Origin of the sequence: Paenibacillus sp. NPDC057967, from assembly GCF_042887015.1 — a bacterium.
Classification (GTDB): Bacteria; Bacillota; Bacilli; order Paenibacillales; family Paenibacillaceae; genus Pristimantibacillus.
In genome coordinates this window covers 20162-32703 of the sequence record NZ_JBHVQB010000011.1, presented here as the reverse complement: position 1 = coordinate 32703, position 12542 = coordinate 20162, and the positions used below count along the sequence as shown (strand labels likewise).

Here is a 12542-nt window from a genome sequence, read left to right as displayed (position 1 = left end):
ATCAATAAACAAATGGACAAAAGAGGTTAATATTTGACCTTTTGTATAATGGTCGTTAAGCTATAAATGCTGCTGTAAATGAGTGTGAGTTAGGAGGCGCCTTCGTCATGGAACTTCAATATTCTCTCCCGGATATCACAAGTACGCTGCAAATTATAGGCTGTCATATGGGAAGCTTTCCTCCGGGATGGTCTTTTCCAAGGCATCATCATAATTTATTTGAATTGCTGTATTGCACAAGCGGACAAATCCGCCAGACCGTAGGCAAACAGAGCTTTGCGTTCCGCGCCGGAGACTGGTTATTGATCAAGTCGGGTATCGTGCATGCTTCTGATAATAGCTCGGAGGAGCATTACGGATTTTTTAATTTGCATTTTGATCTGGATGATCCCATCATTCGCGAGCGGCTGTGCAGGGAGGATTATGTCATGATTCCCGAAGAAGAGGCAGCGGAGTGTGCTTTGCCCGTGCACTTCAAGGCGATTGAGCATGCGTTGCTGCAATTCAGTCGCAACGATATCGATCATGCCGACAAAGCGATGAATCGCCTCGTCATTCAAGCCCATACACTGGGCACGATTACGGAATTTATGAGGTATGGGGAGCAGGTGCCTTTGGCGGAAAGCGACAATAGGGGGCCGAACCTTGCTACTGTATCCGAGACAGAGCTGGCTCATGCGATTGAAGATCAATTGCGGAATGCTGCGCATAGCAGCATCAATGAAATTGCAGCTTACTTGGGGATGAGTCGCGGGCGGTGCACGAGTATTTTCTCGAAGGTATACGGGCAGTCGCCGCGACAGTACAGAAGCAGCCTTGTTCTGAATCAGGCCAAACATTTGCTTGTGCATTCCACGCATACGATGGAGGAGCTGGCAGAGCAGCTTGGCTTTCAGTCTGCCAGCCACTTCTCAAGACAATTTCGTCGCTGGACGGGAATGCCGCCAAGCGCTTTTCGGCCGAAGTTTATGACGTCTCAACAAAAAGAGATGGAGTAAACAGCTACCGCTGATTTTCCTATGGTGTGCCCATGTTGGCTTGAATATCGGCAAAGGCAGCTTCTACTTGATCCATCCATTCCTCCGTTGTCATTCTGCCAGTCATAATCGGAGTAATGGCGTTTTTAAACAATTGATTACGGATGTCTTCCTTAGACTGCTTGGGAACCACATTCCACTCTTGCGTAATGGCCGTCGCTCCTTCATAGGCGCTGAACATTTCATAGACACCGGCTGTCAACTTGTCCTGGGAAAGCTCTTGAGCTCCCTTAAGCGCAAAGGTTCCGTTGGCTTTTTCGGCAAACAAGATGAGGGAATGTTCGGTATATAAAAACTTCAGAAATGCCTTGGCAAGCTCCGGGTTTTTTGCTTTGGCAGGAATAGAAAATTGTTCGTAGCTGGACAGGATGTATCGTTCATCCCCCTTGTTGAATACCGGAACAGGCATCATGCCGAATTGAAAGCCTGCTTCTCTGGGCGCATCCTTCATTTCATTTTCCATCCATGAGCCATTGACAATAAAGACGGCCTTGCCAAGCATCATATCGGATTGAGACTGGGTATGATTAAGTCCGACGGTTCCTTCCATGAGATAGCCGCCGCTGCCAAGCTTCGCTAAGGTGTCGAGCACTTTTTTTACAGATTCGTTGCGAAATGAGCCTGGCTCATAAGAAAATATTCGTTTCAGCTCGTGAATGCCAGCAGAATTGGCAAGTGCCGGGTACAGAATTTCCTCCAAATATTCGGGGTAGATGCCCTGATACGTAAATAATGCGCGTTTTACAAGCTTCCCTCGTTCATCCATCACATAATTTTCTTTCTTCTTCAATTCCTCTTCCAGCGCAAAAAATTCATCCCAGGTTTCCGGGAGCTTCCAGCCCTTTTCTTGAAACAGGGTTTTATTGTAAATCAGTCCCATTGGTGCGGCGTTAAATGGCGCCAAGTAGATCTTCCCATCCTGATACGGAGCAAATCGCTTGCTTTCAAGAATTCCTGGAAGAATCATATCCTTTAACCGCTGATCGCTGTCCAAAGAGAACTCGTCGAATACACCGGTTATATCCATTAATCCTTTTTCTTTTATTAACGAGGTCATGATCCCGCTTTGCTCTGTATCTGAAATCACGAGAAAATCAGGAGGATTGCCGGCCACTAGCTGAGGTCGGATAACATCTCCTATTCGGGGACTGATCGTAAAATGAACGAGCACGCCTGGATAATCAGCTTCGAAGGTTTCAATAATTTCTTTCCAGTATTCTTGTCCATAGCCGCCTTGAAACACAGCGATATGGAGCTCCTTGTTCTTGAAGGCGTTTGCATTTTGGGCGAGAGGCGCGCGGATAGGGGGCTCCTCATCGGAAGACGCACGATATGTATAGATGATGAATATAGAAACGGCTATCAGTCCAATTACTGTGATCGTGATCCAGGTAAGACGCGAGTATGTTTTTATCGTCTTCACTCCCTCTCCAGAACTAAGGAACAGATCCTTAACAGACTAATTATGAACATTTTCAATATAGAAGTACATGAATATTATTGCACAAGTTATATATCATTTTAGCTTTTTGAGTGAAAACGGATACATCTCATTGAAAACGTTTTAGCGGTAGATGTGAAGGTTATGTCTGACTGGTCCGATCGGATAGACAATTTTTGCACACTGATGTTGAATTCTATCTACTTGGCCAAATGCTCTTGAACACCGGGACGTCTAGTCGTTAAGCTGAATGCGTGCAAGGCAATGTAAAGGAATGATGAATGCCGCTTGGTATCGACAAATTTTAGGAGGGGTTAAAAGATGAAGAAAATGGTAAGCTTGGCGCTTGCGGTTATGATGGCATTTACTCTGGCTGCATGCGGATCTTCCAACGAAAGCAACAAGCAAAATAACGCTGCGGGGACAGGCGCTTCTTTGGGCGAGACGCGTACGCTGAAATTTGCTGCACTCGAAACAGCCTATGGGAAAGCAATCTGGGAAGAGGTTGCTGCGGCATTTGAGAAACAAGTGCCTAATGTAAAAGTGGATATGACGATTGAAAAGAACATCGAGGACGTCATCGGGCCATCGATGAAATCCGGCGAGTTTCCTGACGTCATTCATTTGGCAGTCGGTCAACCGAAAGGGCTTACAGAAACCTTTGTAAAAGATAACAATATGACAGAGCTTACAGATGTGCTGTCGATGACAATTCCCGGTGAAGAGGGCAAGGTTGGTGAAAAAATTATTCCGGGTTTTGTGGATACGACAATTACGAATCCATATAACGATGGGAAAACGTATTTGATGCCGATGTTCTACAGCCCGACAGGCTTGTTCTACAACGCAGGCTTGTTCGAGCAAAAGGGCTGGGACGTTCCGGCAACATGGGATGAAATGTGGGCATTGGGAGATCAAGCAAAAGCGGAAGGCATTGCATTGTTTGCTTATCCTACAACGGGCTACTTCGATTCATTTTTCTATGCATTGCTGAATGAGGTTGGCGGTCCCGAATTTTTTACGAAAGCGATGAACTATACAGAAGGAATTTGGCAATCAGGTGAAGCGGGCCAAGCGTTCGATATTATTTCCAAGCTGGCGACATATACCGAAAAAACGGTTCCTGCCAATGGAAATAAAGATAACTTCACAAAAAATCAACAGCTGATTTTGGATAATAAAGCGCTGTTTATGCCTAACGGCACATGGGTTGTCAATGAAATGGGCAATGCTCCTCGCGCAGATGGATTCCAGTGGGGCTTTACGGCTCTCCCGGCTGTAACCGATGGCGGAGATCGTTATTCGTATACCTTCTTCGAGCAAATCTGGGTTCCTGCCAAAGCTGAAAATGCGGATCTGGCGAAGCAGTTTATTGCTTATCTGTATTCCGATGAAGTCGCACAAATTTTTGCCAAGTCAGGTGCAGTTCAACCGATAAGCGGAATGTCGGACAAGCTCGAAGGTGACAACAAGCTATTCTACAGCATTTATGACCAAGGCGCGAAAGCTGCAATGGGGGCATTTGTCTCTACGGCTCCGGTTGAAGGCGTTAATATTTCGGACACTGTATTCGGAAGTATAGATTCTCTCGTTACAGGCGCAAAATCACAGCAGGATTGGGTAGAGGCGATTACGAAAGCAAGCGATGCGCTGCGCAACGCACAATAAGCATCACGCTTCGCCTCGCACTGCTCAAATCGAAATGGAACACGATAGCTGCGGCCAGTATGAACTGGCCGCAGCTACGCTACACCCAGGAAGGAGCTTAAGGAATGCCATCTACCAGCGGGAGGTCCCGTTTCATATTTTTTTGTTTGGCTCCGGCCGTCGTATTGTTCGTTGTTTTCTTGTTCATTCCAAGCATCGACGTATTTCGAATGTCCCTGTACAAGTGGGGAGGGTACACCGATACCAAAACGTTTGTCGGATTGGATAATTTCAGCAAGCTGTTCCAAAGTGAAAAGTTCTATCAAGTGTTTCAAAACAGCATTTTGTTAATTGTTGTTGTAACGATCATTACATTTGCGCTGGCTCTGCTGTTTGCAGCTTTGCTTTCAAGAGGCAAATTAAAGGGAACGAATGGCTATCGCGTTGTTTTTTATATTCCGAATATATTGTCTGTTGTCGTCATTAGCGCCATTTTCTCTGCTATTTATGATCCGAGCAATGGACTTCTCAACTCGATTCTTCAATTGTTCCGAGTGATAGATGAACCCGTACTATGGCTGGGCGATCAAAAAATTGTTATTTACAGTCTTGCCGGCGCCATGATCTGGCAAGCGGTTGGCTATTATATGGTCATGTACATGGCGAGTATGGCCAACATTCCGGAGAGCCTGTACGAATCCGCCAATCTTGAAGGCGCTTCGCCGGTGCATCAGTTTTTCACCATTACAATACCGCTGATATGGACCAACATCCGTACAACGCTTACCTTTTTCATCATTAGTACCATCAATATGAGCTTCCTGTTCGTTACAGCGATGACAAGCGGGGGTCCCGACGGGGCAACCGAAGTGTTTCTAAGCTATATGTACAAAGAAGCCTATACGAATTCGTCTTATGGCTACGGCATGGCAATAGGTGTGGTTGTGTTCCTGTTCTCGTTTGCTCTAGCCGGCATTCTTAATGCCGTTACGAAGCGCGATCATCTAGAGTATTGAGGAGGGAAGAAGAGGATGAGCAGCTATTCTGCTATGCAAGAACGTAAAGGAAAAGGAGTATTATACAAATTCATAGCCTATATGCCGTTGCTTCTGCTCACAGTTATTATAGTGATTCCAGTAGGCTGGGCATTCACAGCTTCCATTAAAGAAAATGCCGAGTTTTACGGCAGTCCATGGGCGCTGCCGAAAGGGGTTTATCTTCAAAACTTTGCAGATTCCTGGTTAAAGGCGAGTATGGGCGAATATATGTTGAACTCTGTGCTAGTGACAGCAGTGTCCATCGTATTGCTGCTCGCAATCGCATTGCCGGCGGCGTATGTGCTTGCTCGTTATCGTTTTAGGGGAAATGTGCTGTTGAATACGATGTTTATGGCGGGCTTGTTCATCAATGTCAATTATATCGTCGTCCCTATCTTTCTAATGCTGAATGAAGGCGACAAGCTGTCCAGAACGTTTTTTGGTCAGCCTATTCTATTAAATAACATGGTTGTTCTTGCGCTGGTGTATGCAGCTATGGCTTTGCCATTTACGATCTATTTGCTCGCAGGCTATTTTAAGTCTCTATCGAAGGAATACGAAGAGGCTGCGGCTGTCGATGGCGCGGGACATTTTAGAACGATGGTTCAAGTCATAATGCCGATGGCGAGACCCGCTATCATAACCATCATTTTATTCAATTTTTTATCTTTCTGGAACGAATACATTATCTCGATGACGCTGCTTACGAAGCCGGAATTCAAAACGCTTCCTGTTGGCTTAATGAATCTGATGGCCGCTCAAAAATCAGCTGTTGAGTATGGACAACTTTATGCCGGACTCGTAATCGTCATGCTGCCAACCCTGCTAATCTATATGCTGGTGCAAAAGAAATTAACCCAAGGCATGACCATGGGCGGTTTGAAAGGATGATATAATCGTATGGGCAAATTGTTTTATGCAGTTCTGTTCCTTGGCGGGATGCTGCTTACCGTGTTTGGTCATCGATCCATTGGTCCGGCGGGGCTTTTCACGATGCTGCTTGGACTTGCGATGCTCATAAGCGTCTTGTGGATGTATAATCGAAAATATAGATAAATGAATGAGGAGAAGATGTTTCTGCTTTGTGGATACCATCTTCTTTTCCATGTGTTATGATGCGCGTTATGTTAAGATATACAGACTACCTTCAAGGAGTTTTGCTATGCTGCGTAAATTTAAGATTCAGCATCGATTAATTGGAACCTTTCTTATTGTATCGGTCATTCCAATTATTTTTCTCGGATTTTACGCATACAAGCTGTATTCGCAGTCGATTAGCGATAAACTCTTTGCTTCAACCTATCAGGCCATAACGCTAGTGAATAAAAACTTGCTGACTGAGCTGCAAAGTTATCAATTTCTCAATGGCTCTATCTCGACGAATGAATTCGTACAAGCCAATCTGGCGAATAAGCGTGATCAGCATCTGGTTCCATCAACCTCGAAGGAAGCGGCGATGGATGCGATCTTTAGAACCACGTTTCCTTCACATGTTGTAACCGTTAGCATTTTGAATACGGATCATACTCCATTCTATGAGCTTGGATATGAAACGATCAACAAAAGAGATATTGAGAAAGCCATAGCCGATGTAGACGCGAATGCGCCATATGATGGACTAACCTATGTAAGAACGACCAGGGCTTACGAAACGATTGCGGTAGGGAGAAAGATCCATGCCGAGCATGACAGCTCTGAGCAGATCGGGTATGCTTTCGTTTATGTCAGCACAGACTTGTTCTCTAAAAATATATTGTCAAGCGTTGATCTAGGAGAAGGCTCGCAGCTTCTTATTATGGGACGTGACGGCACAATCTTCTCTTCGAGCGACAAGGAAGCTGCCTTAGGAGAACCATACCGGGACCCTGCTCTCTTGTCCATGCTAAGACAGGCGCAGCAAAACAATCAATCCTCATTCTCAGGCACCGTGAACAACGCAAATCAGCAAGTATCCTATATTTATAACGAGCAAATCGGCTGGTATTTGATTTCCTTGATCCCGTATTCCTATATTAATTCTGAAATCAGTCAGATTACACTGAGTATTTTCTTTATAGTCATTCTGATTGTGATCGTATGTATCATCATAATTTATTTTATGAACAATAGTATTGTAAAGCCGATAAAAGGCATTATTGCATTTACGAATCAAATATCTAATCGGGAGTTTTCTAATCGGATACAGGACGATAACGATGATGAGATGAGTGTTCTCTCTCGTAAAATAAACAGCATGGTCAGCGAAATTGAATCGTTGATGGATGCACAAAAGCTGAATGACAGGCGCAAGCGGGAGTTGGAGCTGCATATGCTCCAATCGCAGATCAATCCGCATTTCTTGTTCAATACGTTAAATACGCTTCGCTGGCTAGCGGTCATTAATCAGGTTCCGGTACTTAATAACGGAATCAGTTCACTGTCAGAGCTGTTGAGAAGCACCATTTTAGATCACAATGAAGAAATTACGCTTGAACAAGAGCTGCAAAACCTGGCCCATTATTTTGAAATCCAGAACATCCGTTATGCCAACCGCTTTCAGGTTAGCTATGACATTAATGACGAGCTGCGTTCCGTATTCATTCCCAAGTTCATCTTGCAGCCAGTCGCGGAAAACGCGATTATTCACGGGATATCTGAAAATGGGAAGTCGATCGATATCCGCATTCGCGTTCAGCAGGCTGGGGAGCAGCTCCATATTGAGATAGCCGATAACGGGAAGGGCTTTGATATGAAGCTTCAACGCGCTTCTGAGCACCGGGATAAGCTGTCAGGAATCGGTATCCATAATGTGAATGAACGTATCAAGCTTCATTACGGAGAACCATACGGCTTATTTATTACGAGTGAGGTAGGAGAAGGTACGCGCTGTATAATCATCATTCCGATTCAGAAGTCAGTGGGAGGTTAATCTATAGATGCTCCATGTGTTGCTGGTAGATGATGAGCCTATTGTGAAAATTGCTTTACGAACGATGATAGATTGGGAAGAATTAGGCTTTTCGATCTGCGGGACAGCCTCGGATGGAAAAGAAGCGTTAGCCCTGGTTAAGGAATTGCAGCCGGATATTATTATTACAGATCTCAAGATGCCCAATATGAACGGACTCCAGCTGATCAGAGAGCTGAACGAGCTTGAATATAAAGGAAAAATTATTGTCGCAAGCAATTTTGGCGAATACGAGCTTGTACGTGAAGCTCTAGTGCTTGGAGCGGTCGATTATATGCTGAAAATCAGCATCAAAACAGAGACGTTAATTGAACAGCTGCAAAAAACGGCAAAGCTGCTTGAAGAACAACAGGTCACGCTGCAAGAGCAAGAGACGAGAGAGCAAGTGCTGAGAAGCAATTTGAAAAGTGTGAAGAATACCATGCTGAAAGAGTATTTTACGAACCCGTATTCCGAAGAGGATGAGGTTTTTCAGCATCAGGAAATACATTGGAATTTTTTAAAACGGTCGTGCTATTTATTCTACATTAATCTGGAGGGAGCTTCCCTCAAAGCGGCTCAAAAAATAAGCCTGTCGATGTCGTTTATTGAAAACATGATTTTGGACTTGATTGAATCCGAGCAGGATGCAGAGGTGTTTCAGGCAGAAACTCATTCAATCCTTGTGCTGATAGAGAAGGAACGGCTGCATCTATGCGGGTTTGAGCCGCCTGGCTTTGCGCAGCGTATACAAAAGCTTATTCAGATGTACATGACGATGGAGCCGGTTATCGTATATTCTCCGGAAATATGCGGTTATCCGGAAGCGAAAGAAGCGTATGCTGCTTGCAAAGATACGATCGATATTAACTTTTACGAGGAGCATTCCTTGATCTGCAGCAATGACATCAAGCTGAAGCATGACATAGAAATCGCAAACTATGTAGACTTCTCCAATGCGATCCTGCGTTTATTATATGAAGAGCATCATGTTTCAATCGTGCGCCTATTAACAGATTTTGTTGAACAAGCCAAGCATAACGGCGTGCATCCGGCAGCACTCAAAAGCTTTGTATATAAATGTCTGGATTATTTACCGTTATGCGATTCTAAAGTGAAGATTAAGAATCCTGCACAGTATGAGGCAAGCTGGAGCAACATTCTGGAATGTAAAAGTTCTGAAACGTTATTATCGTTCACGATGGCTGCACTCGAAGAATTGATATTAAGTACAGATATTTCCGGTTTTCAGAATGTCTCCGTTACCAGAAAAGAAATTGCTGAAGTTATTCAATATATAGGAAGCCGCTATCAGGACAAAATCACATTGGAAATGATCGCTGACCATGTCAATTTCAGCGAAAACTACCTGTGCCGCGTATTTCGAGATCAGATGGGAGTCAGCCTGATTCATTACCTAAATACGGTTCGAATGAACAAAGCGGCAGAGTTAATTATGAAAGGGCATACCTATATAAAGGAGATTGCAGCATTGGTAGGCATCGGCGATCAATTTTATTTTAGTCGAATGTTCAAGAAACAATTTGGCGTATCTCCAACGGATTATAAAAGCCATGTGCTGGCATGCAATCCTCAGCATAAGCAAATAAGTTTCCCCAGATAGACGGAGGTTCACAGCCACGATGAATTGTTGTAAGACGTGTAGCAGCAGCGTTATCGCTCTAGAAGCGGGCCGTCAGAAATCAACAGCGTCCCAAGATCGAATGTGGCTAACAGTGGGATTAATTGACAGAACAAGTTGAGTGTGATAGCATTGGTTTAATTTAAAACGAAAAGGCTATGATGAGAAATAGTAGCTATTAGGGATCTCACAGAGAGAAGATGGTTGGTGCGAATCTTCATTGATCTATTAGTGAAGCAGTCTCGGAGCTGTGAACCGAACAGAGGAATCTTAGTAGGCTTCAACGGAGTTCCACCGTTATTCAGGAAACAATATCGGAGATATCCCGTATTGATAGAGTGCAGAGAAATCTGAAATTAGGTGGTAACACGGACATAATAGTTCGCCCTAAGTTGACAAGGAATATGTCAGCTCAGGGCTTTTTTGTTTTATTTCTTATTGTTTGAATATTCGCAGAATACAGACTTTTGGATTTTCCAAGAATAAATAATAATTAAAATGGAGGTATGGAGCATGGTGAAAATGACACCAGATGAGTTAAGAAAATCATATATTGATTTTATGAAAGGAATAGGGGCTAGCCAAGTGCCCTCTTCTAGCTTGTTACCAGAAAATGATCCCTCAACGTTGTTTACAGGAAGCGGAATGCAACCTATGGTTCCTTATTTATTGGGGGAAAAGCATCCGATAGGTAATGATATTGCTAATATTCAGAAGTGTTTAAGGACAGTGGATATTGATGAAGTAGGAGATACGTCGCATCTGACATTTTTTGAAATGATCGGTCGATGGGAGTTTAAAGCAAATGAAAATAACTATAAGAAAAAGCAAATCGATGCCATTTGGAATTGGCATATTATCGAATTAGGAATTGATCCTGGCAGGCTGTATATCAGTGCTTTTATAGGAAGTGATGATTTGGATATAGAGAAAGATACGGAAGCCATTCAAATCTGGTCAGAAAAATTTAAATCAGTTGGTATAGAACCTATCATTGAAGATGATCCCTATCAATACGGGGCATCTAGAGGTGGAAGAATATTCTTATACGATGAAAAAGAAAATTGGTGGAGTCGAGCCGGAAGTCCATTGGATATGCCTGTTGGTGAACCGGGTGGGCCTGATAGTGAAATGTTCTATGATCTTGAACCAGGCGGCGACCTACTTGCTCATCCTGCTTCTGTAAGCGAGAGGTTTTTAGAAATTGGGAACAACGTATTTATGTGTTACAAAAAAGAAGACACAGGATTTGTAAAAATGCAAAATCCCAATATTGATTATGGAGGCGGATTAGAAAGGGTTGCGACAGCCCTTAATGGTGATAAGGATATTTATAATACGGCTTTCTTCCTTAATCCCAAGAAAAAATTGATGGAGTTAAGTGGTAAACCATATACTGACGATTTAAAATCGTTTAGAATCATACTTGATCATGTGAGAGCGGCTACTTTTCTAATTAATGATGGTGCGGAGCCAGCTAATAGTGATGCAGGATATATCACAAGAAGGTTATTAAGAAGGGCGATCCGTGCAGGTAAAAAAATAGGTATACAAGGAAGTTTTGTGGGTGAGTTGTCTGAAGTTTATATAGATGAAGCAACAGCTTATGAAGATTTGATCGGTAAAAAAAAGAAAGTTATCGAAATAGTAAATAAGGAAGAAAATCTTTTCTACAGAACTTTACAGCAAGGAGAATTTGAAATACAAAAACATCTTAAGAATAAGGGTAACGTTACAGGTGCAGATGCCTTTTATTTTTACGAAACTTATGGGTTTCCCTTGGAGTTGACGGAAGAGTTTCTAACTGAAAGTGGATATAGCATGGAGGACAAGACGTCTTATATAGAGGCGGCAAAGAAACATGCTGAAAAGAGCAGAACTGCTTCTGCGGGTAAATTTAAAGGTGGATTAGCTGAACATTCAACAGAAACAACAGCGCTGCACACGGTATCTCATTTATTACTTGCTGGTTTAAGGGAAGTTTTAGGTGATCATGTTCATCAACAAGGAAGTAATATTACTTCAGAACGATTACGGTTTGACTTCAACTATGATGAAAAACTTACGCCAGAGCAAATAGCTGCGGTGGAAAAGTATGTGAATGATGCGATTTCATCAAAAGCAGTTACCTATATTTCAGAGCTGCCTAAAAATGAAGCGAAAGAAAGTAATGTTGAAGGGAATTTTTGGGATAAATATCCGGATATCGTTAAGGTGTATACAATCAAAGATAACGAAGGGAAAGTTTGGAGTCGAGAAGTATGTGGAGGACCTCATGTAGAAGATACAACAAACTTAGGAAAGTTCAGTATTAAAAAAGAACAATCTTCTGCTGCTGGAGTTAGAAGGATTAAAGGAGTAATTAATAAAAACGCGGAACAATAGCTAATGTTTTAGGATTGCCATTTGTAACAACGTTATGAGTTGCCGGGAATCCAGGATGAATGATAAAGCTTAAAAGCAATTCGGATTATACCCGAATTGCTTTTTTTACTGCAAGAAAGGGGAACTTATAAAAAAACAGAACGAAAATCGAGCTATATGGTGTATGACACTAAATTGTAGGATGTCAAGAATATGGGCCGATTGAATACCGCGTTATTCGCGGTTTTTTTGTTTTATAGGAACAAATTCTTGTCAATCCGAAATGTCAAGAACTTGTACCCATAGCCGATAAGTTCTAAGAATATGTTCCTATAGCCGACATTGGTAATTAGCCATGTTACGAACCAATTCAAAATATAACAGCGGACAGGGCTGATTGGCATATATAGACGAATCGTTTCGCTTGGTATGGCTGAGACAGGCGGCA

The 12542-nt window shown here is 42.9% G+C and carries 9 protein-coding genes and 1 other annotated feature; of the genes, 8 read left to right on the top strand and 1 reads right to left on the bottom strand.

Going from position 1 to position 12542, the window contains the following annotated elements; genetic code table 11:
• Positions 1–107 precede the first annotated feature (107 nt).
• Positions 108–998 carry a helix-turn-helix domain-containing protein gene (locus ACFVSO_RS24800; protein ID WP_387478998.1) on the top strand — a complete coding sequence of 297 codons (891 nt, stop codon included), beginning with the start codon at positions 108–110 and terminating at the stop codon, positions 996–998.
• Positions 999–1017: 19 nt separating this feature from the next.
• On the opposite strand, the gene ACFVSO_RS24795 is transcribed toward ACFVSO_RS24800, so the two are convergent.
• Positions 1018–2460 carry a carbohydrate ABC transporter substrate-binding protein gene (locus tag ACFVSO_RS24795; RefSeq protein WP_387478995.1) on the bottom strand — a complete coding sequence of 481 codons (1443 nt, stop codon included), beginning with the start codon at positions 2458–2460 and terminating at the stop codon, positions 1018–1020.
• A gap of 339 nt (positions 2461–2799) precedes the next feature.
• Between ACFVSO_RS24795 and ACFVSO_RS24790 the strand changes: the two genes are divergently transcribed.
• The 7 genes from ACFVSO_RS24790 to ACFVSO_RS24760 all read left to right on the top strand — a co-directional run bounded on the left by ACFVSO_RS24790 (position 2800) and on the right by ACFVSO_RS24760 (position 12115).
• Positions 2800–4146: a carbohydrate ABC transporter substrate-binding protein gene (locus ACFVSO_RS24790; protein ID WP_387478992.1), complete on the top strand. Its 1347-nt coding sequence runs from the start codon at positions 2800–2802 to the stop codon at positions 4144–4146.
• 104 nt (positions 4147–4250) lie between these two features.
• A complete protein-coding gene (locus ACFVSO_RS24785) occupies positions 4251–5141 on the top strand; it encodes a carbohydrate ABC transporter permease (protein ID WP_387478989.1) in 891 nt (296 codons plus the stop codon).
• Positions 5142–5156: 15 nt separating this feature from the next.
• Positions 5157–6053 carry a carbohydrate ABC transporter permease gene (locus tag ACFVSO_RS24780; protein ID WP_387478987.1) on the top strand — a complete coding sequence of 299 codons (897 nt, stop codon included), beginning with the start codon at positions 5157–5159 and terminating at the stop codon, positions 6051–6053.
• A 9-nt stretch (positions 6054–6062) separates the two neighbouring features.
• A complete protein-coding gene (locus tag ACFVSO_RS24775; RefSeq protein WP_387478984.1) occupies positions 6063–6218 on the top strand; it encodes a DUF6903 family protein in 156 nt (51 codons plus the stop codon).
• Between the two features lie 106 nt (positions 6219–6324).
• Positions 6325–8070 carry a sensor histidine kinase gene (locus ACFVSO_RS24770; RefSeq protein ID WP_387478981.1) on the top strand — a complete coding sequence of 582 codons (1746 nt, stop codon included), beginning with the start codon at positions 6325–6327 and terminating at the stop codon, positions 8068–8070.
• A 7-nt stretch (positions 8071–8077) separates the two neighbouring features.
• Positions 8078–9712: a response regulator transcription factor gene (locus ACFVSO_RS24765; RefSeq protein ID WP_387478978.1), complete on the top strand. Its 1635-nt coding sequence runs from the start codon at positions 8078–8080 to the stop codon at positions 9710–9712.
• A 167-nt stretch (positions 9713–9879) separates the two neighbouring features.
• Positions 9880–10123: a binding site (T-box leader), on the top strand.
• A gap of 120 nt (positions 10124–10243) precedes the next feature.
• Positions 10244–12115, top strand: a complete 1872-nt coding sequence (locus ACFVSO_RS24760; RefSeq protein ID WP_387478975.1) for an alanine--tRNA ligase — start codon at positions 10244–10246, stop codon at positions 12113–12115.
• The last annotated feature ends 427 nt before the right edge of the window (positions 12116–12542 follow it).